At 59.9% G+C, this 23953-nt stretch carries 21 protein-coding genes; 12 read left to right on the forward strand and 9 right to left on the reverse strand.

Features of this window, described 5'->3' with window-relative positions; translation table 11 throughout:
* The first annotated feature begins 69 nt into the window (after positions 1–69).
* The 3 genes from MHY13_RS02240 (at position 70) to MHY13_RS02250 (ending at position 4827) form a co-directional block, all read left to right on the forward strand.
* Positions 70–1287 (forward strand): amidohydrolase, encoded by a 1218-nt coding sequence (locus MHY13_RS02240; protein WP_239280429.1) that lies wholly within the window; start codon positions 70–72, stop codon positions 1285–1287.
* Positions 1288–1799: 512 nt separating this feature from the next.
* Positions 1800–3110, forward strand: coding sequence for a threonine/serine exporter ThrE family protein (locus tag MHY13_RS02245; protein WP_239280431.1), 1311 nt, complete (start codon positions 1800–1802; stop codon positions 3108–3110).
* A 397-nt stretch (positions 3111–3507) separates the two neighbouring features.
* Complete coding sequence (locus MHY13_RS02250) at positions 3508–4827, forward strand: MFS transporter (protein ID WP_239280433.1); 1320 nt, start codon at positions 3508–3510, stop codon at positions 4825–4827.
* Between the two features lie 266 nt (positions 4828–5093).
* Here the strand turns inward: MHY13_RS02250 and MHY13_RS02255 are convergent, their stop codons facing one another.
* The 6 genes from MHY13_RS02255 to MHY13_RS02280 form a co-directional block, all read right to left on the reverse strand.
* A complete protein-coding gene (locus MHY13_RS02255; RefSeq protein WP_234447434.1) occupies positions 5094–5384 on the reverse strand; it encodes a YrhK family protein in 291 nt (96 codons plus the stop codon).
* Positions 5385–5441: 57 nt separating this feature from the next.
* The gene (locus tag MHY13_RS02260; RefSeq protein WP_239193455.1) at positions 5442–6761 is read right to left on the reverse strand and encodes an amino acid permease; all 1320 of its coding nucleotides are present in this window, start codon (positions 6759–6761) and stop codon (positions 5442–5444) included.
* A gap of 472 nt (positions 6762–7233) precedes the next feature.
* Positions 7234–8625 carry a hypothetical protein gene (locus MHY13_RS02265; RefSeq protein ID WP_239280435.1) on the reverse strand — a complete coding sequence of 464 codons (1392 nt, stop codon included), beginning with the start codon at positions 8623–8625 and terminating at the stop codon, positions 7234–7236.
* A 502-nt stretch (positions 8626–9127) separates the two neighbouring features.
* Positions 9128–9865: a sulfite exporter TauE/SafE family protein gene (locus MHY13_RS02270; protein ID WP_239193457.1), complete on the reverse strand. Its 738-nt coding sequence runs from the start codon at positions 9863–9865 to the stop codon at positions 9128–9130.
* A gap of 45 nt (positions 9866–9910) precedes the next feature.
* Positions 9911–10573, reverse strand: a complete 663-nt coding sequence (locus tag MHY13_RS02275) for a TIGR03089 family protein (protein ID WP_239280437.1) — start codon at positions 10571–10573, stop codon at positions 9911–9913.
* A gap of 25 nt (positions 10574–10598) precedes the next feature.
* The gene (locus MHY13_RS02280; protein WP_239193459.1) at positions 10599–12230 is read right to left on the reverse strand and encodes an LCP family protein; all 1632 of its coding nucleotides are present in this window, start codon (positions 12228–12230) and stop codon (positions 10599–10601) included.
* Positions 12231–12354: 124 nt separating this feature from the next.
* On the opposite strand from MHY13_RS02280, the gene MHY13_RS02285 reads away from it, so the two are divergent.
* The 3 genes from MHY13_RS02285 to MHY13_RS02295 all read left to right on the forward strand — a co-directional run bounded on the left by MHY13_RS02285 (position 12355) and on the right by MHY13_RS02295 (position 15264).
* Positions 12355–13254, forward strand: a complete 900-nt coding sequence (locus MHY13_RS02285; protein ID WP_239280439.1) for a glycosyltransferase family 2 protein — start codon at positions 12355–12357, stop codon at positions 13252–13254.
* Between the two features lie 101 nt (positions 13255–13355).
* Positions 13356–14450, forward strand: coding sequence for a sugar phosphate nucleotidyltransferase (locus MHY13_RS02290; RefSeq protein ID WP_179387501.1), 1095 nt, complete (start codon positions 13356–13358; stop codon positions 14448–14450).
* Positions 14451–15015: 565 nt separating this feature from the next.
* Positions 15016–15264: a WhiB family transcriptional regulator gene (locus MHY13_RS02295; protein WP_005528147.1), complete on the forward strand. Its 249-nt coding sequence runs from the start codon at positions 15016–15018 to the stop codon at positions 15262–15264.
* An 80-nt stretch (positions 15265–15344) separates the two neighbouring features.
* Here MHY13_RS02295 and MHY13_RS02300 read toward each other — a convergent pair whose 3' ends face one another.
* Positions 15345–15815, reverse strand: a complete 471-nt coding sequence (locus MHY13_RS02300; RefSeq protein ID WP_239280441.1) for a metallopeptidase family protein — start codon at positions 15813–15815, stop codon at positions 15345–15347.
* A gap of 96 nt (positions 15816–15911) precedes the next feature.
* Between MHY13_RS02300 and MHY13_RS02305 the strand changes: the two genes are divergently transcribed.
* Both MHY13_RS02305 and MHY13_RS02310 read left to right on the forward strand, forming a co-directional pair.
* Complete coding sequence (locus MHY13_RS02305) at positions 15912–16379, forward strand: DUF3499 domain-containing protein (RefSeq protein WP_367398068.1); 468 nt, start codon at positions 15912–15914, stop codon at positions 16377–16379.
* 54 nt (positions 16380–16433) lie between these two features.
* On the forward strand, positions 16434–17801 hold the full coding sequence (locus MHY13_RS02310; RefSeq protein ID WP_005322425.1) for a phosphomannomutase/phosphoglucomutase: 1368 nt from the start codon (positions 16434–16436) through the stop codon (positions 17799–17801).
* Here MHY13_RS02310 and MHY13_RS02315 read toward each other — a convergent pair.
* Positions 17798–19153, reverse strand: coding sequence for an FAD-dependent oxidoreductase (locus tag MHY13_RS02315; RefSeq protein WP_239280443.1), 1356 nt, complete (start codon positions 19151–19153; stop codon positions 17798–17800). The genes MHY13_RS02310 and MHY13_RS02315 overlap by 4 nt on opposite strands.
* Before the next feature lie 253 nt (positions 19154–19406).
* Here MHY13_RS02315 and MHY13_RS02320 point away from each other — a divergent pair, with 253 nt between their 5' ends.
* From MHY13_RS02320 to MHY13_RS02335, 4 genes are read left to right on the forward strand one after another with little or no spacing between them, the layout of a single operon-like run.
* Positions 19407–21083, forward strand: a complete 1677-nt coding sequence (locus MHY13_RS02320) for a nitrite/sulfite reductase (protein ID WP_204609934.1) — start codon at positions 19407–19409, stop codon at positions 21081–21083.
* Complete coding sequence (locus tag MHY13_RS02325; protein ID WP_005322420.1) at positions 21080–21331, forward strand: hypothetical protein; 252 nt, start codon at positions 21080–21082, stop codon at positions 21329–21331. The genes MHY13_RS02320 and MHY13_RS02325 overlap by 4 nt, the downstream gene beginning before the upstream one ends.
* Positions 21332–21342: 11 nt before the next feature.
* The gene (locus MHY13_RS02330; RefSeq protein ID WP_239280445.1) at positions 21343–22029 is read left to right on the forward strand and encodes a sirohydrochlorin chelatase; all 687 of its coding nucleotides are present in this window, start codon (positions 21343–21345) and stop codon (positions 22027–22029) included.
* Positions 22023–23072, forward strand: coding sequence for a sulfite exporter TauE/SafE family protein (locus MHY13_RS02335; RefSeq protein WP_239193467.1), 1050 nt, complete (start codon positions 22023–22025; stop codon positions 23070–23072). Before MHY13_RS02330 ends, MHY13_RS02335 begins: the two co-directional genes overlap by 7 nt.
* A 106-nt stretch (positions 23073–23178) precedes the next feature.
* Here MHY13_RS02335 and cobA read toward each other — a convergent pair whose 3' ends face one another.
* Positions 23179–23916, reverse strand: a complete 738-nt coding sequence (cobA, locus tag MHY13_RS02340) for a uroporphyrinogen-III C-methyltransferase (protein WP_239193469.1) — start codon at positions 23914–23916, stop codon at positions 23179–23181.
* Between the last annotated feature and the right edge of the window lie 37 nt (positions 23917–23953).

A 23953-nucleotide genomic window follows, 5' to 3' on the forward strand; every position in this document is an offset into this window, starting at 1 on the left:
ACGCCCACCTTCCTCCCGCCCCACTACATTGGCCCCCACAATCCACCGCGAGCCCACTAGGAGGAAGCAATGTCTGTCCCTACCGTTTGCAGCAACTATGACTCCGTCAAGGTGTGGCAGGAGCCGCTGTATAAGGATCTGCACCAGCACCCGGAGCTATCCTTGCAGGAAGAGCGCACGCTGGGCATCATTAAGGACAAGCTTTCCGACCTTGGCTTTTACCAAATTGAAGTAGGCGGCGGCGTGGTCGGTGTCTTAGAAAACGGTGCCGGGCCAAGCGTCATGCTGCGCGCGGATTTCGATGGCCTGCCGGTTAAGGAAGACACCGGCCTGGATTACGCCTCCACCGATAGCGCCGTTGACCAGGAAGGAAACACGGTCCCCGTCATGCACGCCTGCGGCCACGATTCCCACGTGGCCAGCCTGCTGGGCATGGGCGCGCTCATGGCGCAGGCCACTGACCAGTGGTCCGGCACCCTGCAGCTCATTTTCCAGCCGGGAGAGGAGATTGCCGCCGGTGCCCAATCCATGGTGGATGACGGACTTGTGGACAAGGTCGCCACGCCGGACGTAGTACTCGGCCAGCACGTCTTTGCCAGCAACTTTCCCGCCGGCACCGTGGCGCTGGCCTCCGGCCCATTCATGTCCACCGCGGTAAGTATGGACGTCAAGGTTTATGGCCAAGGCTCGCATGGCTCCATGCCGCACCTCAGCGTTGACCCCGTGGTACTGGCCAGCTCCATTGTCATGCGCTTGCAGACGGTCATCTCCCGTGAACTCAACCCATCCGAATTCGGCGTGCTGACCGTGGGAGCCATCAACGCCGGTTCGAAGGCCAATATCATCCCCTTCGAGGCCAACCTGAAAATCAATGTGCGCGCCTATAGCGAGCAGGTACGCGATAAAATCACCGGCGCCATCGAGCGAATTGTCAATGCCGAGTGTCAGGCTGCCGGCAGCCCGCAGCCGGCCGAGTTCAGCTACCACGATTCCTACCCGCTTACCAGCAATGATGAGGGCACTACGGAACGCCTTAAGGAAGCCTTTGTGTCCTACTTCGGCACCGACCGCGTCCTTGATGCCGAGCCCCTCACCGCCTCGGAAGATTTTTCCACCATCGCCCGCGCTTTCGGCGTTCCCTACTGCTTTTGGGTATTTTCCGGCCGCGAAGAAGAAAAGGATGTCCCCAACCACAGTCCGCACTTCGCTCCGCTGCTCCAGCCCACCCTGCGCACTGGTACCGAAGCTCTTATCACCGCCGCGCTAAGTTACCTAGGAAACAGCTAACCGAAGCGCAGCATTCGGCCGCACGGCTCCAATAGGGTGTGTGGCCATTCCTTTTGGCATGCGCGCTGTATGCGGTGGCGGGTGTAGCCCGTAGGATCTATAACCGCGAATTTGAGCCATGCACCGCTTTCCGACGCCTTCTCCTTCCCCCCACGCCTCAACCTGCAGACCCCTAAAACAGCTCCAACGCCCGGGCCTCGCTTGGGGCCACAGGGCGCTGGAACTGGTTCTCTCTATCTCTCTTGCGTTCTCTCGAACACGTAAATTAAAGATAACGCGCTAGGCTGCCATAGGTCTGGTATTTTCCTGTGAATATAGTGGCAATCATTTGGCGGAGGATAAAAAATAGCTCAATCAGCTTACGGGTATCAAGGTGGAGGCTTTTGGATCGATGAGCCTGATTCACAAGAGGCTTCTTTTGCGTAAGATTCTAGGGAAACTACAAGCGCGCTATCGGGTTGGGGTCGACAAGTCTTTAATTGTGCGCCAGGAGCAGTGTCAGAGGAGGAGAGATGGCACAACAATTTGATCCGGAGATGCATCGGCAAATGGGTGTCGAGGCGGACGTTGTATTGCGGGTGGGAATGCTCCTAATGGGGGCCGGCACCTCTGGTTATCGCGTACTTAGAGGGATGAAACGGAGTGCGCGAGCATTGGGGTTTGACCATCTAGATGCCACAGTGGGTCTGACGCAGATTACCTGTACGTTTCACCGCGGCGAATACTTCCGGACGGTCATTGCTCGGCAACATTCGCCTGCAGTTGATGCCTCTCGGATTGAAGCCTTGGAAGATTTAACCCACAATCGCCTCTACGCAGGGATCACCGCTCAGGAATTAGCGGCGATGCTGGATACTATCGAGCATAATGTCAAAAAGCGCTGGGGCGGTCTAACTCTTTCTTTCGCTGCCGCGATCGCATGTGCGGCGTTTGCGTATCTTAATTTTTTCCCGCTGGAAGCAGTGGGGTTGGTTGCTTTGGCGGCGTTTGCAGGCCAGTTTGTTCGTTATACAGTTCTCCACCGTCACGTTCATCAAATTGGAGGAGTGATTGCTGGTGGTGCGACGGCAAGCATAGTTTTCTTCTTGTTGACGGAATTTTTCGGGGCTATAGGCTCGGTGGAACCCAGTGAACTGTCCTCGGGTTTTGTGGCGGCCGTTTTATTCCTGATTCCTGGGTTTCCACTTTTCTCTGCTTTGATCGACATAGCGCGATTTGATCTTGATGCGGGGATTGTCAGATTGGGGTACGCCTTTACCGTCATATTCACGGCGGCTTTCACGGTCTCTATGGTTAGCTGGCTGACAAAACTTAGTCCTGACCCACCTGCACCTGTGCAGGATATGCAATGGTTTCTGTTGGCGCCGATGGCAAGTTTTCTGGGCATTGCTGGGTTTGCTTTTCTTTTTAACTCTTCTCGCCGCATGGTCTTAGTAGCGGCGTGCGTTGGAACCGTGGCAAATGAGCTTCGTTTGATTCTAATTCACGCGGGAACAACCATTTTCTTTGCAGCCTTTGTGGGTGGATTAATCATCGGGTTGCTGGGGGCAGTAGCTTCTAAAAGGGCGCGTCTTCCTCGTATTACAACCACCGTTCCGGCCGCGGTGATTATGATCCCAGGGGTGACAATGTTCCGGGCGGTGTTTTATTTGAACGATGGTCAGATGGATCAAGCGTTGGCCAATGTGGCAACTGGAATGATGGTAGTTGGATCTATTGGTGCCGGTTTGGTGTTTTCTCGCTTGCTTACTGATAAGGATTGGGCCTTTGGTCGCCTAATTGATTTTGATAAAAAGCTTCCGCAACGGCCTTCTTCCGCATGATGCCTAGACTCTAGCTAGGGAAACGCCCGTGGCCCCAGTTCCTTTCGGAGCTGGAGGCCACGGGCGTCTCTCATGTCGTTTCCATGTATCGGCATCTGCCGCCCTGTGGAAACTGCAGGGGTTCTCTCTATCTCTCTCATATGCGCTCTCTCAAACGCACGATTTCAGTATGGGGCACTGGGCTGTAGCGCCCATGGGGTCTGGCTGTTGGGTTGCTGTTAGTGGCTGGGAATGGGGTGGGGAGGGCGTCGGAAAGTAGGGCAGGGGTGGAGATGTGCAACATTGGCGCGTGAAAGTGACGTAGAACATAGTTTGTTTCTGTAGGGTGGAAGATATGCGCGCAGTCAGGCTGCGCCGTTTCACATGCTTGTAGAGCCACAGAATCGAGGTGAGGAGCATGTCTCCTCTCACAGCCCAACCCCCAGCCAAGGACGTTGTGCCGGCGCAGGTAGAGGATGCGGAAGAAACCAGGCGCCAGCATCGCTCGGCCATTAAGGCGGCGTTTATTGGCACCTTCATCGAGTGGTTCGATTATGCGGCCTATATCTATATGTCCGCGATTATCTCCCGCGTGTTCTTTCCGGAGATGGAAGGCCGCCGCGCGCTGATTATGACGTTTGCGCTCTTCGCGCTGTCGTTCCTGGTGCGGCCGTTGGGAGGCATTGTATGGGGTCACTTTGGTGATAAATACGGGCGCATCCACACGCTGACGGTGTCTATTGTGATGATGTCGGTGGCTACCGCGTGCATCGGTTTCCTGCCAGGGTATGCCACCATCGGCTTTGCCGCCTCCATTTTGCTATTGCTGTGCCGCATGGTGCAGGGCTTTTCCGCAGCCGGCGAGTATGCGGGCGCGGCCACGCACCTGGCTGAGATTGCCCCAGCCGGCAAGCGTGGCATCTATTCGGCGGTGGTGCCCTCCGCGACGGCCTCGGGCTTGCTCTTGGGCTCGCTCATTTCGGCGCTGCTGACTGGAGTCCTTGATGATACCGCCCTGGATTCCTGGGGTTGGCGTGTGCCATTCCTGATTGCGCTGCCTTTGGGTCTATACGGCCTGTGGATTCGCCGCAACACGGAAGAGTCCTCCCACTTTGAGGACCAGGATGAGCCGGAGGAGTCCCCGCTGCGCGAGGTTCTGAAGTACCCCAAGGCCCTAGCCATTGCCTTTGCGGGCGCGGTGCTCAACGCCATTGGCTTCTACGTCATTTTGACTTACCTGCCCACTTACCTGTCGGAGGAGTTGGGCATGGCCGCGACGCCGGCATTTATCGCGTCCTCGGTGGCGTCCGCATTCTATGTGGGCTTTGCCCTGCTCACCGGCATGCTTTCGGACCGTCTTGGTCGCCGCACGACGATGCTGTGCGCGGCCGCCTTCATGGGCGCGACCATCATTCCGGCCTTCATGCTTCTCGATGGCGCCGGGCTCTTCCTTGTCATTATCATTCAGGTCTGCTTGGGCGGCGTGCTGGCGCTTAACGACGGCGTCCTGCCCTCCTTCCTTTCCGAACAATTCCCCACCCACGTGCGCCTGTCCGGTTTCGCGTTGACGTTTAATACCGCCAACGCTGTATTTGGCGGTACCGCACCGATGATTGCCACGTGGCTTATTGACGTCACGGGCCTGCAGCTCGCCCCCGCCTTCTATTTGGTGGCCGCGGCGCTGGTGACCGGCATCGCAGTTCTCTTCGCATCGAAGAAAAATAAGCTGCACGAGTAGTACCGTGGAGCCGTGTAAAACGCCTGCGGCCCTCGGAACCTAAAAGGAGCCGAGGGCCGCAGGCGTCTCTCTCTACAAGGTGTTCCCATGTATCGGCTTAAAGCCGCCCTCTGGAAACTGAGGGGTTCTCTCTATCTCTCTCGTATGCGCTCTCTCAAACGCATGATTTAAGTATGGGGTACGGGGCTGCTACTGCAATGGGTTGCGCCTGATAGGTCGCTGCGAGTTGCTGAAAGTTTACTGTTAGCCGCGTCTGCCCATTGCGCCTAGTAGTCGTAGCTTTCGGCGGTATTGGCATCCGCTCCAATGCGTTGCAGGTGCGTGCGCCGCTTCAAGCGGATAGCTGGGCGGGCTGCCATGCCCAGGCTGCCGAGAAGGTAGAAGACGGTGGCGACCATTGACATGCCGGCCAGTGTCAGCACTGAGCCAAGGATGAAGACCACAGAGATGGCGATGTCATTGGCGATGGAGAAAGTCTCGTACTTGTTTTTAATTTTGATTTCGTTGTTCTGCCCGAGCTTAATCTTTAGGTCGGGATCCTTTTCCTGTTCTGACATGATGTCTCCCACCCTGCCAGAGAGGAAAAGGCCTTGTCGAACCATGTTTTTGTGGAATTATTGGAACATTCCCCAGATGGTGGCGAAAAGCACGATAAGACCCATGATCGCCACGAAGAAGTTGGTCTTGTTGCCCCGGAACCGTGCCAGTGCCTCCACGCGGTAGATGACCCAGATGGGTAGCAGGTAGGTCATGAAGGCGAAGAAGACACCGCCCACGACGGAAATCATATCCAGGATGGAGGGGTTGAAAATACCCACCAGGGAGGTTGAAACAAAGATGAAGAGGTAGGTCCACAAGTCGAGTGTGCGCGTAGACATCTTCTTCGTGGCCTTTGGCGCGCCCAGGTTGAAGAGGTACTGGGTGCCCTCGATGGTGCCAAGGGCGTGGCCGAAGTAGGAGGAGGCCACCGCGCAAATAACGACAATGGGCGCCATGTAGGCCATAAACTGGGTGCCGGTTTCGTTGGCGAAGTAGGAGAGTACCGGCAGGTTCTTGTCATTAGCCTCCTGCATGCCGTCCGCGCCCATGGCCAGGGCGCAGGACCAGACGAAGAACATGGTGAAGATGGTCAGCAGGATGGCGGAGTTGCGGATGACTTTATCGGACTGCGCGTGGTGGTCCGCGCCGTATTCCTTCTCCATGCCCAGGGAGAACTGGGAGATGGCGGCAACGAAGGAGAAGGAGAAGACCAATACTGGAAGGATGAGGATGATGGCCTTGAGGACGCCGCCGGCGCTGTGGTCGCCGGCTTCCAGGAAGGAGCCCAAGTCCCATTGCGGGATGAGGTAGAGCGATACCGCTGCGAGCGCCACGATGAGCGGGTAGACCACGAACTGGGCAATCTTGAGCATGATGGCGTTGCCAAAGGCGAGCGCGAGTGTCATGAGGCCCACGCACAGTGGCGCCAGGATGTAGCGGGAGATTTCCGGGCCGCCCAGCTGGTTGACGATGAAGCTATCGACCGTATTCGTAATCGATACGCCGTAGATGAGCACCACCGGGAAGATGGTGAACCAGTAGATGATTGCCAGGATGATGCCATTGCCGCGGCCGAAGAAGTGAGTGAGTACCGCGAGGACATCTTCGCCGTGTAGCGGGGAATAGCTGATGATCCAAGAAAACGCGCGGTGGGCCAGGTAGGTCATTGGGAAGATGAGCAGGGTAGCCACCAGTAGCGGGATGAAGCCGAAGCTGCCGGCCGAAATCGGCAGGAAGAGGATGCCTGCACCCACGGCGGTGCCGAAGAGCGTGATGGTCCATTGGCTATTGACGGCCTTATTAGTGGTCACCTGGCCGCTGGGTGAAGTACCTGCACCGCCAGTGGTGGGTGGGCTGGCTGGTGAAGCGGGCGCATTCGCAGTCGTGTGAGACATAGAATTCATCCTCCAGTGTTTGTGAATGGGGTAACATACACAATCTATCTGAAGGTTCTGGTGAACGAAAGCAAATTTGTGATCTAAGTTAAATAAATGTTAAAGACCGCCGCACCGAGGGTGGTGCAACGGTCTTTGGGAATCTTGTTAAGGTGCCGCAGCTAGTCCGCGATCAGGTTTTCTTCCTTCAAGAAATCTAGCGCCACGGTGATGTAGTCTTCGCCATCGACGTCGACGCGGGGGGTTGAGTTCCTGCATCTTTTCGTCGGTAAGCAACTGCGAAAGGGGAGCGAAGAGCTCTTCAATCTCTGGGTGCTCGTCCACGACCACGGTGGGAACATCTGGAGCGGCGTGACGACGTATATGGTTAGGGGGAACATGAAGGAAGGCCGCCGCACCGTTTGATGGTGCAGCGGCCTTCTGGAAGTGACTGGCTAGGAACCTATGGTCCTAGGGCAGAAGTGGGGTGTTCTTAGAACAGGCCCTCAGCCTTCTTGCCGGTGTCCTTCATGGTGTGCTCGCGGGAGTCAACGTTCTGGTCGTTGTGCTTGGAGTCATCACCATTGATGCGGGAGGTCTGGGTTACCTCGATGTTGTTGATGATGCGGCCTTCCTTGGTGTTGCCATCGCCGAAGTCCAGGTTAGCGATGCGAGCTTCTTCGCCAGCGTTAATCGGGTTAGCCAGGGTTACCTCGAAGGAGCGGGTGGAGGTCTTCTCGTTGAAGCCCAGGTCACGGATGTGAGCGCCGTTGGAGGAACGCGGGGTGATGAGGCGGTCAACGCCCTTCGGGCCCTTAGCGGTCTTCACGTCAACGCGGAACTGGGTGGCTGGGAACTCGCCGTAGTAGCGCTCGGAGCCAACGTTCTTTGCGCGCAGAGCAACGGTGCCTGCGAAGCCAGCGTGCTTAGCGCCGGACACGGTCAGGTAAGGCTCGAGGTCGAGCTTGTGCTTGGAGTCCTTCTTGTCCTCCTTGGCATCAACCTCTTCCTGCTTCTTCTTGTCAGCAGCCTCTTCGTTCTTGCCCGCTGCCTCAGAGACCTTCTCGGTTGCTTCCTTGGCGTTGCCCTCGGACTCCTTGACTACCTCTGCATCAGCCTCGAGGTTCTTGTCCTCTTCAACAACCTTCGGGTCATTGACGTCGGTGGTGTTCTGAGCATCCTTGTTAGGAGCGTAGGAGTCAGACAGCTTGTCGTACAGCTTGACGCGAACCTCGTTCTTTACCGGCTGCATTGCGCTCCAAGCAGTCGGGGTGGACCAGGTGCCGTTTGGCTTGCAGTACTGCTGGGTACCAGTCATGTTCAGCACGCGGAAGCCGTAGGTAGCCTCGCCGGTGTGGTTTGGCGGAACGTCGTAAGGTCCGATGGACTGGCCAGCATCCCAAGACAGGGAGTAGGAAGCGCTAGCACCAATCTTGGTAGCGATCTCGTGAGAGATGCCGAAAGAGCCTTCAGCGCCCTTCTTGGAGCCCTTGCCGCCCAGGTTCATGGACGTGGTCTCGGTGCGGTCACCGTTGACGGAAAGGGAGATGGACTGAGACTTGGACAGATCCTGCTGCAGCGGGATGTCCTTCTTGGTCTGGTTGGTGGTGGAGATGGTGCCGGCCGGCAGGAAGCGATCGGAGACCTTGTAGACCACGGTGCGGTGGTCCTCCCACGGGTTACATACCGGGCGAGGGTTCAGGATGTTCGCCTTCATGTGGTCGGAACCGTGGGTGGTGTGGATGATTGGCAGATCCGGGTTCAGGGCCGGGGTCTCCGGGTAGGACTCGGTCTGGGTAGCTGCGCCAGCCAGCGGTGCCGCGAATGCGGTGCCGGCGACGATGAGGCCGGCGGTCAGGCCGGTCATGCGACGACGAATCGACATATAGAACTTCTCCTGGGCAGGTAGAAAATGAATGAACTTATGAATGAAATCCAGCAACTCACAGTGTTGCGCTAAGATAACGCTAAAACAGGCTCATAATTAATTCATCTCTTAGATGTCTATATATTTACTGGAGCGGAGGGTGGGTATTTTTTATATAGACCAAGCTGTTTATTGGGATTTATTCCCGCTAGATGGCTGGTAGTGCGTGAAAAATTATTGATGGATAGATGTATATACAACGGCCGATCGGCTCAAATTTGTAACACCCCTAGGTGGGGGTGTTCCTGTGGCTGCGAGGAAGGCGTTGGCACCCTGTTGAAAAGTTGTGGACATGTCACAATATGCGCCGTACGCTGCATTTAGGCGGGTGGAAAGGGGTTATAAAATGCCTAAGCATGAATGTTACGTGACATAAGTTATAGGCGTTTACATGGCCAAGGTTGGCGTGTTTTGTAACTGGAATCTACCGGGGCTTTCCGCTGAGGGGTAGGGCGCGGGGCTAGAGTAGGGCGGCTTCGGCAATAAGCAAGAGTGCCGCGGAGATGGCCACGATGATGACGATGCGGTTGAGGAGGTGCCTATCTATAAATCGGTTGAGGTAGTTGGCGGCAATGAGACCCACGACAACGAGGGGGAAGTAGGCTGTCGCAGCGGTCATCTGAGTGCTGGTGATCTGCCCATTAAGCGCCAGAATTATAAGAGAAATTAAGGTTCCGACGACGAAGGTGCCCGCCAAGGTCCCGCGGGTGCGGTTTGGGTCGAAGCGCTTCATGATGAGCGCCATGGGCGGGCCGCCGATGGAGGTCGAGGTGCCCAGGATGCCGGAGGCTACGCCGGCGATGAGCGTATTGGCGGTGGTAGGTCGAGGGCTCCAGCCCAAACTGGAAAGCGTCATAGCAAGGAGTACGGCGCAACCGATGAAGATGGACAGCCCATCGGGTGGGAGGCTGGCGATTGCCCACGCGCCCACCAGGGAACCGGGAATGCGGGCGAGGGAAGAAATGCCCACAACTCGCCAGGACGTCTCGCGGAAGGTGCGCGCGAGCGTATAGCTGGAAATGCACAGTGCCAGCAGCAGAATGAGCGTGGGCACGAGCTCAGGTCGAATGAGCGCGATAATGGGCGTGGCGATGGTGCCTAAGCCAAAGCCGATGGTGCCCTGAGTAATGGTGCCGGCGAGGATGAGGACGCCGATGAAGATAGAGGACCATGCGTCCACAGAGATTCCCAGAAGCATAACGAGGGTTAAGTATATCTGGGCCTAGCCTGCATGTAGAAACTATTAGAGGCGGGCGGTGGCCTTCTCATTGGCGGCGATTTCCTCTAAGCGCTCGGCCGGGCACATGCCGGCAACGATGACCGCGGAACCGCCAGCGGCTAGGGGCTCGAGCACGGCGCGGGAGAAAGACTCATTATCGGACCAACCGGTAGAAAGCAGGCGCTCGGCGGATGCGGGGGCATCGACAAGCTGGGGCAGCGGTTGGGTTTCGCCGAAGTACTGATCACCGTAGAAGCGCACGGTGGGGCCAAAATCGATGGCGCCGGTGGGAAGCTCCCCGCCGGACTCGACCACGCCGCGGCCAAAGGGGTCCTCGCTAATGAGCACGATATCGGCCTGGGGCTGGCGCTCGTGGGCGGCCGCGTAGCGGGAAGGGGAGGTAAAGACGACGTCGGCAAGCGCGGCAGACTCCCCAAAGCTATAAGAAGGACCAGAAGCAAGGGCGCCCAAGGCGACAACGGCCGCCTGCCACGAGGAAGGAAGATCGATAGCGATGGTGGAATCCGCCTCTAAGTCGAGCTCTTCTTCCAACATATTGGCGATCTTGGCCACCCAATTGTCGAGCGTTTGCGCAGAAAAATCCATGCGAGCGCCGGTGGCCTCGTTGTATACGGTAAGCCGCGGGGAGGCGGCATCGGCACGCAAAAGATGGGCGAGTAGTTCCATACCCGCCCATCGTAAGGGAGAAGTGCTAGTTCACGCAGCGCGGGCCGTCGCCACCAGCATCGATCTCCGGGGAAACCTTGGCGGTACCGAAGTCATTGCCCGGGGTGCCAACCGGCTGGCTGGAGGTGTCTTCCTCCGGCTGCTGGGCGCTGGCCTCCTCATCGGAAGGTCCCTGGTAGTCATCGGTAGCAACCACGATGAGGGTGTCATCGTCGAGCTGCGGGTTCTCTGCCACCGGCAGCCCACCCAGCTTCTTGGCCAGGGCCTTAGCTTCCTTGCTCGATGGATCGGCGGCGACGACCTGCGACTCGCTGTAGATGCCCGGCTGCGCGTTCGCGGAGCGCTCCACCGTGTAGCCCTTGTCCTCCAGCCAGGAACCAATGCCTGCGGCCAAGCCATCAATATTGCCGGCGTTGAGGACGTGAATATTGATATTCGGATCGACGTCCTTGTCCTTTTCCGCCTTGTCCTGCTTGTCCTTATCCTCGGCCTTGGATTCATCGGTGGCTTCATCGTGGGTCTTAGCCAGGTCATCCATGAAACGGTGGACCTCGGAGGCGTCGATGGTGACGATGGACTCGCCATAGTCGCCCTGGCCGTCGATGGAGGTCACCGGGATAGTGGTGAAGGTGACATTGCCGCCGGCCAGGCCCGCCAGCTGGGTGACAAAGCCCATGATGTCCCAGCCATCATCGATGACTACGGAGCGCTCCACCGCCTTGGCAATCTTGGACAGCTTGGAAGGATTAGCCAGGGTGTCATTGTCCAGTATCTTATTGACTAGGGACGCCATGAAGGCCTGCTGGCGCACAATCCGGTCGAGGTCGCCGCGCGGGAGGTTATAGCGCTGGCGCACGAAGGCTAGCGCCTTGGCGCCGTCGAGGGTCTGCTTGCCCTTGCTGAACTTAGCGCCAGACATATCATCATCAACATTATCGTTGAGGCAGACATCCACGCCATCGACGGCGTCAGTCAGCAGGGTAAAGCCCAAGAGGCCCACCTCGGCGTAGTGATCAATAGACACACCGGTCAGGGTGCGCACCATGGCCAGCAGCCCTTCGCGGCCGGCTTCGACGCCCTGCTTTTCGATGTCCTTATCCGAGTGCGGCTTCTTTTTGCCCTTGGCCTCCGCCTCGGCATTTTCTTGCTCGAGCTCTTCCACCTTGGCGTTTTTGTGGGAGGCGAAGACGGCATTCATCTTCATATTCCCGTAGTCCGGATCCTTGACATAGGTATCGCGCGGAATGGATACGGCGGTAGCGCGGGAACCGTCCTCCGGAACGCGGATGAGCATCATGGTGTCAGTATTTTCCTCACCATCGGCCACGCCGGCGTGCAGGTCCGCCAATTCCTTCTCAGAGAGGGGATCGCCCTTGGCATCGGTACGCGAATCCTTGCCCACCAGCAAGATATCCACTGCGCCATCGTGCGAGTCACCGGACAAGCCCTGGCCGTCCAGGGACAAGTCCGTGGCCGAAGACATGCCATTATCTAGTCGACCCACGGTGGCATAACCCACGCCAGATACCACCAGGATCAAGGCAGACAGGAGTGCCACGATCGCCTTGATGGCCGTGGAACCTTTTTGCTTCACCGCACTAGCGGCAGAGGGCGCCGGCTGGATCGTGCGCGCCCGACGAGTGTTCTCAGAAGTCACAACTGGAGGCTTTCTAGATTGGTGGGGATCTGGAGACAGTTTAGGGCAGAACGGGCAAAAATTAGTGATCCGTGTCCGATTTCGCGTGTTCGGGCAGTGTCCCTGCCCAGTGCGAGGAGCGCCTGTGACTAAGCTCGGGGCCATTGTGACTACACCAAATCAATCCCCGCTGGCCGTGATCACCGTGACCTATAGTCCCGGTGAATACCTCGGTAGTTTTTTGAACTCCCTGCCGGGCGCTTGCGCTCGCGGCACCAAGGTCGTGCTTGCGGATAATGGCTCCACCGACGGCGTGCCCGAGGCCGCCGCCCGCGAACGCGCCGGGGTGGACTTTCTCGATACCGGCGGAAATATCGGCTACGGCGCTGGCATGAATGCGGGTGCCCGCTTCGCCCGCGAGCACGGTGGCGTGGATGAGGAATTTTTCCTTATCTCTAATCCCGATGTCACCTTTACCCCGGGATCTATTGATCAGCTCATCGAGTGCGCCCGCCAGTGGCCGGATGCTGCGGCCGTGGGCCCGCGCATCGTGGAACCGGATGGCAGCAATTATCCCTCGGCCCGCGCCGTGCCTACCGTGGCTACCGGCATTGGGCACGCACTCTTTTCTTCGATCTGGCCGTCCAATCCATGGTCGCGCGCCTACCGCGATGAATCCGATATGACCGCCCAGCGCCCGGCCGGATGGTTATCCGGTTCCTGCCTTCTTGTGCGCTGGGAGGCCTTCGACGCCATCGGTGGGTTTGATGAGCGCTATTTCATGTACCTCGAAGACGTGGATCTAGGAGATCGCTTCACGCGCGCCGGCTACCAGAACATCTTCTGCCCAGAGGCTGTCATCAGCCACGCTAAGGGGCATTCCACCCAAGCGCACGCCGGAGCGATGCTGCGCGCCCACCACAACTCCGCCTATCGCTTTCAAGCAGACCGCCACCCCGGATGGTGGCAGGCCCCACTGCGTGGCGCGTTGTGGCTGGGACTGCGAGTCCGCGGGCTTATTGCCTCAGCCTCGGCACGTTCTTAACGTCCAGTGCGCGTGCCGTTGACCTGGATTGTGCGCCATACGCTCTACACTGTCCCTCAGAAAATCACAGAATAAAACTGTCCGCATACATAAGGAAGACTATGACTGAAGCAGCCACCACCCACGGTGCCAGCACGGATGCAGTGATTCTCGTCGGCGGTCGCGGCACCCGCCTGCGCCCACTAACCATCGGTACGCCGAAGCCGATGCTGCCGACAGCAAACTACCCGTTCCTGCAGCACCTGCTCGCCCGCATCAAGGCCGCCGGCATCGAGCACGTCGTCATGTCTACCTCCTATAAGGCCGAGGTCTTTGAGGAGTACTTCGGTGATGGCTCCGATCTGGGCTTGGAGATCGAGTACGTGGTGGAAGAGACCGCGCTCGGCACCGGCGGCGGCATCCGCAACGTCTACGACAAGCTGCGCAATGACACGGTCATGGTCTTCAATGGCGACGTGCTCTCCGGCATGGATCTGGAAGGCATCCTCACCACGCACCATGACAAGGACGCCGATGTCACCATGCACCTGCTCAACGTAGCTGACCCGCGTGCGTTTGGTTGCGTGCCGACCGACTCCAATGGCCGAGTTACCGCGTTCCTAGAAAAGACCGAGGATCCGCCAACCAACCAGATCAACGCCGGCTGCTATGTGTTCAAGCGCTCCGTCATCGAGTCCATTCCGGCCAACCGCGTTGTTTCCGTCGAACGCGAAACCTTCCCAGGGCTCTTGGCTGAAGGCCGTCTAGTTGTCGGCCACGTAGACAACTCCTACTGGCGCGACATGGGCCGCCCGGATGACTTCACCCGTGGTTCCTCCGACCTAGTACGCGGCATCGCGCCTTCCCCGCTAATCGAGGGCAAGACCGGCGAGTCCCTGGTGGATCCCTCCGCCGGTATCGCCGGTGGCGTGCTGCTGCTGTCCGGTACCGCCGTGGGCCGAGGCTCTGAGGTGGGCGCGGGCTCCCGCCTGGAGGGCACCGTTGTCTTTGACGGCGTGCGCATTGAGCCAGGCGCCATCATTCATAACTCGATCATTGCCTCCGGCGCTCACATTGGCGCCAACGCGGTCATTGAGAACTGTGTCATTGGTGAAGGCGCGCATATCGGCGCACGCTGCGAGCTTCTCGACGGCATGCGAGTCTTCCCCGGCGTTTCTATTCCTGATGCCGGCGTGCGTTTTAGCTCCGATGCTTAACGCTTTCGCCGTGGTCTGGGCGCTGCACTAGGTCTAGCTGACATAGGCCGAACTGAGGGCAATGGAGCCTCGGTTCGGCCTTTCTTTTATGGGGCCACCTGTTACGCCTGTGTGCACCGGCCGACATGGCACGAAATCTTCACAGATATGAAGCGCATGGATCCCTTCTTTGCGGGGTTATGCGCGCGACACGCCGGGGTTTCCTGAAAATTGTTGACAGAAAAACGGGGCACCACTACATGTAGTACCCCCTACCTGCACCCCCGCGGGGGACCAGTTGTTACGAATGTGACGCATGGGGATCGTGTGCTGCGTTTTTGCCGGAAAGCGCAAAGAAGCCGCCAATTCGGGTTGACGATATTTAGTGATCCGGTGTGAAATTACATCAGTGAAAGAAACAGCGGCCGGCGCCGTTACTTCCACACAGTCCCAGCGGGGCAGCCCAAAGGGAATGTGGTGTACGGTCGGTCGCGCTGATGAGATTTACCCAACCTCGGAGAAAGGAAAAGGCGTGGACAAAATGGCTAATAACAACGCCATTCTCCGTGGCGGTGCTGCTGCAGAGATGTCGCTCGATGAACTCTTCGGTGCCGTCGAGCAGGAGTGGCAGGACCAGGCGCTGTGCGCGCAGACCGACCCTGAAGCATTCTTCCCCGAAAAGGGAGGCTCTACCCGTGAGGCCAAGCGCATCTGCCAGGCCTGCGCGGTACGCGATGAATGCTTGGAGTACGCGCTGGAGCACGATGAGCGCTTCGGTATTTGGGGCGGGCTATCGGACCGTGAGCGCCGCCGCCTCAAACGCGAGATTGGATAATTAAGGTGTCCAGTAAGGCCCCTGGCTAGCACGCAATGTGCGGCCAGGGGCTTTTCTGCTGCCGCGAAACTTGCCGGAGGTTACCAGCTATAGCGCGGGTCCACTTCTTCGGGATCCAAGTTGAGGTAGTTGGCCACCAGCGCGGTAATAACGGTGCCTAGGAGCTCGGAGCGCTCGGCCGGGGTAGAGGCACGTTGCTCGATGGGCATGCGGAAGATGACTAGGCGCGCGCGGGTGGGCTGGCCCTCGGAATCTACACCGGCGGGAACCACGCGGCCAAGGGGAACTGGGCCATCGGCGATAATCTCATCCGGTAGCACGGTCATATCGGGCGAAAGCCGCATGCGTGGGATGGTATCCACGGCCAAGTCGAGGCCTCGCAATTGTGGCGCGAAGGCGTTTTGGATGGGGGCATAGGCCTCCAATACGGCCATGTCGAAGTGCTCGCGCGCGCTGCGGTAGCGCGGGGTCTGCTGGGGGAGGAGCGGTCCGCGCATGCCGTGGCCGTGGCGGTCGCGGGCGGGGCGGATATGCGGGCGAGCGGCGGTCATGACCCTGATTCTAAGGCGCTGGCGGGCCGGATTTAGCGGAGCCACGCCGGGGTGAAGACTATCTAAATCTAAACCAAGGGTTTAGACTTATGCGCTGTGACTATTTCTCGCCATTGCTCCCGCCCAGGCTGCGGCCGCCCCGCCGTGGCGACATTGACCTACGCTTACGCGGACCAGACGGCCGTCGTCGGCCCGCTGACGGAAGAGGAGAACCCACACAGCTGGGATCTGTGTGCGACCCACCGCGACCGCATTTCCGCCCCAGTGGGCTGGGAACTGGTGCGTGTGGACCGCATTGAGCTGGACGAAGAAGATGACCTGATGGCCTTGGCGGAGGCGGTCAAGGAAGACGGCCGCGTGACCACCGGCTTGGTCGATGACCGCAGCGCCGGCTCCGGTGCAGACCCAATCGACTATTCCGCGACCTTTGATGGGGCGGACCCTGCCAATTCGAACCACCCGGTCTTTCGCACCCGCCGCGTGGCTTATGCCAAAAAGGCGCGCCGCGCGCACCTTTCGGTCGTGCCCGATGAAACGACGCCCGCAGAACCGGAACAGGACTGACACGAACCCCGTGGTGCGGTAGTTTCCCAGCGGGCGGGAGTACTATTGCAGGTTATGCGAACTCGTGAGCATCTTGATGCAGTAATTAAGGCCTATGACGTCCGTGGCGTGGTGGGCGAAGATATCGATGAGAACTTCGTGCGCGATACGGGCGCCGCTTTTGCCGCCATCCTGCGGGAAGAAGGCGAAAATACCGTGGCTGTCGGCCACGATATGCGCCCGTCCTCGCCGTCTCTGGCGCGCGCTTTTGCTGAGGGTGTGACCTCGCAGGGCCTCAACGTGACCCTGCTGGGGCTAACCTCTACCGACGAGCTCTACTACGCCGCCGGTTCCCTGGAGTGTGCGGGCGCTATGTTTACCGCTTCCCATAACCCAGCCAAGTACAACGGCATTAAACTCTGCCGCGCCGGCGCGGTACCGGTGGGCCAGGAGACCGGCTTGGAGCAGATTAAGCAGATGCTTATCGACGGCACCCCGGAGTTCACCGGCACCGAGGGCGCAATTGCCGAGCAGGAGATTCTGGCCGGCTACGCCGACTTCCTGCGCAAGCTGGTACCGCTGGAGGATTCCAAGCCGCTCGTCGTGGCTGTCGATGCCGCCAACGGCATGGGTGGCCACACCGTGCCGGCCGTCTTCAATGGCTTGCCTTTCGACGTCCGCGATTTGTACTTCGAGCTCGATGGCACTTTCCCGAACCACGAGGCGAACCCCTTGGATCCAAAGAACCTGGTGGATCTGCAGAAGTTCACCGTGGATCAGAAGGCTGATATTGGTTTGGCCTTCGACGGCGATGCGGACCGCTGCTTCGTGGTGGATGAAAAGGGCCAGCCGGTTTCTCCTTCTGCCATCTGTGCACTGGTTGCTGAGCGCTACCTGGAGAAGTTCCCCGGCGCTACCATCATCCACAACCTGATTACCTCCAAGACCGTGCCGGAGCTCATTAAGGAAAAGGGCGGCACCCCGGTGCGCACCCGCGTGGGCCACTCCTTCATCAAGGCGCAGATGGCCGAGCACCAGGCCGCCTTCGGTGGCGAGCACTCCGCGCACTACTACTTCCAGGAGTTCTGGAACGCCGATTCCGGCATGCTTGCTGCGATGCACGTGCTGGCCGCGCTGGGCCAGTCCGATAAGCCGCTGAGCGAGCTCATGGCGGAGTACTCCCGCTACGAGGCCTCCGGTGAGATCAACTCCACCGTGGAGGACCAGAAGGCCGCTACCCAGGCGGTGCTGGATGAGCTGGCCGATAAGATTGAGTCCGTCGATGAGCTCGATGGCGTGACCGTCGAGCTCAAGGGAACCGAGGCATGGTTCAACGTGCGCGCGTCCAATACGGAGCCGCTGCTGCGCCTCAATGTAGAGGCAAAGACCGCCGACGAGGTGCAGTCCATCGTCGACGAAGTCCTTGCCATCATTCGTCGCTAAACTTCGGCGCGCGAGTGGGAGACCATGTCCTCCCACTCCACAAACTTCTTACGCTCGCGGCCCTCGCGCTCGCCTAGGGCGCGCTCGGCCGCGTCCAAACGCTGCCAATCCTGCCACGTCAGGTAATCGATACCGCGCTCGGCAAAGACTTCGGTGATATCCGCGGTGCTGGAGGGGGAGGGGAGGGCACCAGAAGCGGCGTCGGCAAGCAGCATGCCAATCGTCTCCGTGGCATCGGACTTGGTATTGCCAATCAGACCCACTGGGCCGCGCTTAATCCACCCGGTGGTGTAGAGACCCGGCACTACCGCGCCGGCCGCATCGATGACATGGCCGCCATCGTTATTGATGACGTTCTTGTCCTGGTTAAAGGGCACGCCATCGACCGCATCGGAGCGGTAACCGGTGGCGAAGTAGACCGCCTGCACGGGCCATTCGGTGAATTTGCCGGTGCCGTGCACGCTGCCATCGCCATTGAGGGCGGTGCGCTCGGTCTTGATGCCGCTGACCTTGCCGTCCTCGCCCAAAATCTCTACCAGCTGCTCAAAGAGGTGGATCTGCAGGGTGTGTGGCGCCTCCCTGGGATCGCGGATGGCATACTGCTCGAGCACCTGGCACACCAAGTCGGTGGACTTGCTCTCCTGGCGCGCGGCCAGCGAGGCTTCGTCATAGTCGATGTCCTCGGGGGAGACCACAACATTAATGGACTCAGAATGGTCCAGCTCCTTGAGCTCCTGCGGAGTGAACTTGGCCTGCGCCGGGCCGCGGCGTCCGAAAACGCGCACAGTCTCAGCCTGGTTCTTAGCCAGGGACTCGTAGACATTATCGGGGATCTCGGTGACCTTGAGCTCATCGCCGGTCTTGGCCAAGATGCGGGAGACGTCCAGTCCCACATTGCCCACGCCAATGACCGCCACCTCCTTGGCGGACAGATCCCAATCGCGCTCAAAGCGCGGGTTGCCATCGTAGAAGCCGACGAACTCGCCGGCGCCATGCACGCCGTCCAAGTCCGCGCCAGGGATATCGCGGTGGCGGTCGCCCACGGCGCCGGTGGCAAAGACCACGGCATCGTAGTGCTGCTGCAGCTCGTCAACGGTGATGTCACGGCCGATGTGCACGTTGGTCAACAGGCGAATCTGCTCGGTATCGAGCACGCGGTGCAGGGACTTGATGATGCCCTTAATGCGCGGGTGGTCCGGCGCTACGCCGTAGCGGATGAGGCCGAAGGGCGCGGGCATCTGCTCGATGAGGTCAATCTGTACCTCGCCGCCGGTCTTTTTCACCAGGATATCGGAGGCATAGATGCCGGCCGGACCTGCGCCGATGACGGCTACCTTCAGGGGCTGATTCATGCTGCGTGAATGCCTTTCTCTTAATTGCGGGGTCTAGACCGCTAGGTTCATTTTTGGAGGCTTATCTTTCTGGCCATTGAACCGTTTAGTCTAGATTGCGGCAAGGAGTTGAATTAGATTCTAAAAATATTCTTCCTTTCGTGCAGTTCAGGGCGATTTTTTACGTGAAATTAAAAAAGACCGCTTTGTCTGCTCATTTTAGACGGGTAGGTTGTCTTTCAATACTTTGGAAAGGCAGGTTGAGATCTACACCATGACCACCGCGACTAATACCAAGCGCACGCACCGCGCCAAAAAGCCCGAAGGCCAATGGAAGATTGACGGTACCGAGCCCCTCAATAACGATGAGGTAATTAAGCAGGAAGACGGCGGGCTTTCTGCCAAGCAGCGCGTCATCGATATCTACTCCAAGCAGGGATTTTCCTCTATCCCAGCCGATGACCTAGCCCCTCGCTTCAAGTGGCTGGGCCTTTATACTCAGCGCAACCAGAACTTGGGCGGCGAGATGACCTCCAAGCTGTCCAACGCCGAGCTGCAGGACGAGTACTTCATGATGCGCGTGCGCTTCGACGGCGGGCGTGCCGATCCTGCCAAGCTGCGCGCCGTCGGTGAGATCTCGCGCGATTATGCCCGCTCCACGGCGGACTTTACGGACCGCCAGAATATCCAGCTGCACTGGATTCAAATCGAGGATGTGCCCACCATTTGGGACAAGCTCGAGTCAGTGGGGCTGAGCACGCTCATGGGCTGCGGTGACGTTCCCCGCGTCATCTTGGGCTCTCCGGTTGCCGGCGTGGCCGAGGACGAGATTATCGATGCCACCCCGGCCATCGAAGAAATCAAGAATAACTACCTGCCGCGCGAGGAATTCCATAACCTGCCGCGCAAATTCAAGACCGCTATCTCCGGCAACTCCCGTCAGGACGTCACGCACGAGATTCAAGACGTTGCCTTCGTGGGCGCGAACCACCCCGAATACGGCCCGGGATTCGATTGCTTCGTTGGTGGAGGCCTGTCCACCAACCCGATGCTCTCGCAGTCCCTCGGCGCCTGGGTTCCCCTAGAGCGCGTGCCGGAGGTCTGGGCCGGGGTGGTCGGTATCTTCCGTGACTACGGCTTCCGCCGCAACCGCAACCGCGCCCGCCTGAAGTTCTTGGTAGCCAAGTGGGGCATCGAAAAGTTCCGTCAGGTGCTGGAGGAAGAATACCTAGACAAGCCACTGCTGGATGGCATCCCACTGGAGGTCGAGCCCGGCTCCCGCGATCATCTTGGCGTGCACCGCCAGAAGGATGGCAAGTTCTACGTTGGCGTAAAGCCCACCGTGGGACACGCCACCGGCGAGCAGCTCATCGCCATTGCGGACGTGGCCGAAAAGTTCGGCATCAGCCGCATTCGCACCACCCCGATGAAGGAATTGCTCTTCCTTGATGTGGAGGAAGAAGACATTCCGGCGCTCTCCCGCGCGCTCGATGAGACCGGCCTGTACTCCCAGCCGTCCGAATTCCGCCGCGGCGTCATCTCCTGCACCGGCCTGGAGTTCTGCAAGCTCGCGCACGTGACCACGAAGGCCCGCGCCATCGAGTTGGTAGACACCCTGGAAGACACCTTGGGAGATCTGGACGTGCCGATTTCCATCGCGCTCAACGGCTGCCCCAACGCCTGTGCGCGTTCGCAGGTATCGGACATTGGCCTGAAGGGCCAGATTGTTACCGATTCCGAGGGCAACCGCGTCGAGGGTTTCCAGGTCCACCTGGGTGGCGCCCTTGGCCTGTCCCCGGACTGGGGCCGTAAGCTGCGCGGCCACAAGGTCGTCGCCGATGAGGTGCCCGAGTACGTCATTCGCCTGGTCAACAAATACAAAGAGCAGCGCGAGGAAGGCGAGCAATTCCGCCACTGGGTCTTGCGCGCCAAGGAGGAGGACTTGCAGTGAATTTTCGCCGCCAGCCCAACCCCAACCGCAACCATCCCAGCTTCTGCCCGTATTGCGCCGGCACCGACCTCTTCCCGGATGAGGAAGATGACTTTGCCTGGAAGTGCCAGGAATGCCTGCGGATTTTCTCCGTGCGCTTTCACGGCCAAGACGATGCCCCGGTAGCCCCCGCACCGGCCGTGTCCTCCAACGAGGCCCTAAAGCGCTCGCTTGCCCGCCGCGGACACTCCACGGCACCGCAGGCTTAAGGATGCGCCCCATGCCCGCACTTATTACCCTGTCCCACGGTTCGCGGCACCCGGGCGCCGCGGCCGGCATTGAGCGTTTGACCCAGGCCACGGGTCTGCGACCAGCCCGCGCGGCGCACCTGGAATTCAACGAGCCCGACCTCACCACGGCCGCGCTCGAGCTCGCCCAGCTCGGGGAGACCGAGACCGTTGTAGTTCCGCTGCTTTTTACCCAGGGCTACCACCAGCGCGTGGACGTCCCGCGCACGCTTGCCGACGCCGCCCAAACCTCCCACCTTTCCCTCCACCTCGCCCCTGGGCTCGGCACCGGCGAGGACCTCGCCCGCGTGCTCGCCTCCCGTACCCGGCCTGGCGATGCCCATGTGGTCATCTACTCCGTTGGGTCCTCCGATACTGCGGCGAACGATGCCATCCGTGAGCTCGCCCACCGCACCTTCGCGCTCACCGGCGTACCTACGGCGGTGGAATTCGCCACTCGCGGTGGTCGCGAAGGGATCGTGTCCCTGTGCCGCGAGCATCAAGACCCCGCTCGCGTGCGCGTGATTCCGCTCTTCGTGACCGAGGGCCTGCTCCTGGACCGGCTGGCGGGCGTTCCCGCAACCGTCGACCGCCCGCTAGGAACCGACCTCGCGGGCCTCGTCGCAGACCGCTTTCACCACGCCCGCCGCGCCGCACAAGAGGTGTTCGTGCCATGCTAACCCTCATCCTCATCGCGCTCGCCGGTGCGGCCGCCAACCTCGTGGACGGTGGCATCGGCATGGGCTTTGGCGTCACGTCCACCACGATGCTGCTTCTTGCCGGCCTTGGCCCCGCGCAGGCCTCGGCCGTCGTTCATACCGCCGAGCTTGGTACCACGGCCATTTCTGGATTGAGCCACGCGCGCTTTGGCAACGTGGATTGGAAAACCGTGGTCCGTCTCGGCGTGCCGGGCGGGATCGCCGCCTTTTTGGGCGCTACGTTGTTGTCGAATATCTCCACCGCGGCGGCCGCGCCGGTGACCGCACTCATCCTGGTCGGCATCGGCGCGAACCTCATTTGGCGTTTCTCCCAACCGCGCCGCCGTGGCTCCGCCTATAAGCGCACCCACTCCACGCCGTTTCTGGCCGGACTGGGCCTTGTGGGCGGATTCGTCGATTCCACCGGTGGCGGCGGTTGGGGCCCGGTGTCGACTTCCACGCTCATGGCCATCGGCCGCGAGCAGCCGCGCCGCATCGTGGGTACGGTCAACGCCGCTGAGTTCCTGGTGACCTTCGGCGCTACCGCGGGCTTTATCGTCGGTCTCTGGCACGATATCGTCGCCAACTTGGCCGCAGTTATTGCCCTGCTCATCGGCGGCGCTATCACCGCGCCCATCGCCGCGTGGCTCATCTCCCGCATCAACCCGATCCTACTCGGCGGACTGGTGGGCACCGCCATCGTGGGCCTGAACATCAGCAAGGTGATCGGCGGTGCCGAGACGTACTTTGGCTGGGCAGTGCCTGCAGCAGTTACCCCCGTTGCCATCGCGGTCGTGGTCGCGGCTGGCGTTGCAGCCACCATTCGTGGCGCGTTGCGCACCAGGCGTGCGCGTGCGGCGGAATTGGAAGCCGAAAACGCTGAGGAAGCCGCCCACGCGGATTTCCATGCCCCGGATTATCCGGAGCGCGTCGCTGCCGCCTACCGCGTCCACGGTTCGCGCAGGTCTGCCGTAACCATCGTGCAGGATAAGGCGCCCGAAAGCCCCGCCGCTGACCGCGCGTAGCCCTTCTGCCGCGACCTTTGGCCACGATACGGGCTAAACCCCAACTGCGGTGGGGTAGAGCGCGGCCACAAGTTGGCCTCGCGGACCCTGAAGGCCTCGAGGGGTGCTACAGCCCGGCAACCTCGCCGATGACGTAGACCGCCGGCGCGGAGATCTCGTGCTCGGCCATCGTCTGCGCAAGGGTGCCCAAGGTGCAACGGTAGGCGCGCTCGGTAGAAAGCGTGCCCTCTTGGATGATGGCGCAGGGAGTGGAGGGGGAGAGGGAGGCGTCGATAAGCACATTGGCAATCGCCGGGGCATTCTTCACGCCCATGATGACAGCCAGCGTGGCGCCAGAGCGGGCAAGCGCTGCCCAGTCCACCAAGGACTTTTCATGGCCGGGCGGAAGGTGGCCGGAAACCACCGTGAATCCATGGACAATGCCGCGCTGGGTTACCGGGATTCCGACGGCCGCGGGTACGGAAATGGCTGAGGTCACGCCCGGAATGACCGTGGTGGGAATAGACGCTTCCGCCAGCGCTTGCACCTCTTCAAAGCCGCGCCCAAAGACGAAGGGATCGCCCCCCTTAAGGCGGGCCACCTTGCGGCCGGCACGGGCGTGCTCGATGAGCAGCTCGTTGATCTTTTCCTGCGAGATTGACTTCTTATAGGGGAGCTTGGAGACGTCAATAAGCTCTTTGGAAGAAATATCACACAGCTTATCGAGCTGCGCCGTAGGTCCCAGGTGATCGGCAAGGATAACCTCTGCATCCTGCAGGGCACGCATGCCGCGCACGGTAATGAGGTCCCACGCGCCGGGGCCGCCGCCAATCAGGGTTACAGGATGGATCTGTGCGGAAGTCATAGGACTTCATCTTAGTGGGCGCCCGACTATGCTTGGG

Origin of the sequence: Corynebacterium sp. ACRPE (assembly GCF_022347435.1) — a bacterium.
GTDB classification, from domain to species: domain Bacteria; phylum Actinomycetota; class Actinomycetes; order Mycobacteriales; family Mycobacteriaceae; genus Corynebacterium; species Corynebacterium tuberculostearicum_D.

Excerpts from the sequence above, each read along its gene's own strand:
- MHY13_RS02320 (WP_204609934.1), top strand. The coding sequence starts at position 19,407 with ATGACCACCGCGACTAATACCAAGCGCACGCACCGCGCCAAAAAGCCC.
- MHY13_RS02310 (WP_005322425.1), top strand. The coding sequence starts at position 16,434 with ATGCGAACTCGTGAGCATCTTGATGCAGTAATTAAGGCCTATGACGTC.
- MHY13_RS02275 (WP_239280437.1), bottom strand. The coding sequence starts at position 10,573 with ATGGAACTACTCGCCCATCTTTTGCGTGCCGATGCCGCCTCCCCGCGG.
- MHY13_RS02250 (WP_239280433.1), top strand. The coding sequence starts at position 3,508 with ATGTCTCCTCTCACAGCCCAACCCCCAGCCAAGGACGTTGTGCCGGCG.
- MHY13_RS02315 (WP_239280443.1), bottom strand. The coding sequence starts at position 19,153 with ATGAATCAGCCCCTGAAGGTAGCCGTCATCGGCGCAGGTCCGGCCGGC.
- MHY13_RS02245 (WP_239280431.1), top strand. The coding sequence starts at position 1,800 with ATGGCACAACAATTTGATCCGGAGATGCATCGGCAAATGGGTGTCGAG.
- MHY13_RS02260 (WP_239193455.1), bottom strand. The coding sequence starts at position 6,761 with ATGTCTCACACGACTGCGAATGCGCCCGCTTCACCAGCCAGCCCACCC.
- MHY13_RS02270 (WP_239193457.1), bottom strand. The coding sequence starts at position 9,865 with ATGCTTCTGGGAATCTCTGTGGACGCATGGTCCTCTATCTTCATCGGC.
- MHY13_RS02335 (WP_239193467.1), top strand. The coding sequence starts at position 22,023 with ATGCTAACCCTCATCCTCATCGCGCTCGCCGGTGCGGCCGCCAACCTC.
- MHY13_RS02295 (WP_005528147.1), top strand. The coding sequence starts at position 15,016 with ATGTCGCTCGATGAACTCTTCGGTGCCGTCGAGCAGGAGTGGCAGGAC.
- MHY13_RS02300 (WP_239280441.1), bottom strand. The coding sequence starts at position 15,815 with ATGACCGCCGCTCGCCCGCATATCCGCCCCGCCCGCGACCGCCACGGC.
- cobA (WP_239193469.1), bottom strand. The coding sequence starts at position 23,916 with ATGACTTCCGCACAGATCCATCCTGTAACCCTGATTGGCGGCGGCCCC.
- MHY13_RS02290 (WP_179387501.1), top strand. The coding sequence starts at position 13,356 with ATGACTGAAGCAGCCACCACCCACGGTGCCAGCACGGATGCAGTGATT.
- MHY13_RS02330 (WP_239280445.1), top strand. The coding sequence starts at position 21,343 with ATGCCCGCACTTATTACCCTGTCCCACGGTTCGCGGCACCCGGGCGCC.
- MHY13_RS02255 (WP_234447434.1), bottom strand. The coding sequence starts at position 5,384 with ATGTCAGAACAGGAAAAGGATCCCGACCTAAAGATTAAGCTCGGGCAG.
- MHY13_RS02240 (WP_239280429.1), top strand. The coding sequence starts at position 70 with ATGTCTGTCCCTACCGTTTGCAGCAACTATGACTCCGTCAAGGTGTGG.
- MHY13_RS02265 (WP_239280435.1), bottom strand. The coding sequence starts at position 8,625 with ATGTCGATTCGTCGTCGCATGACCGGCCTGACCGCCGGCCTCATCGTC.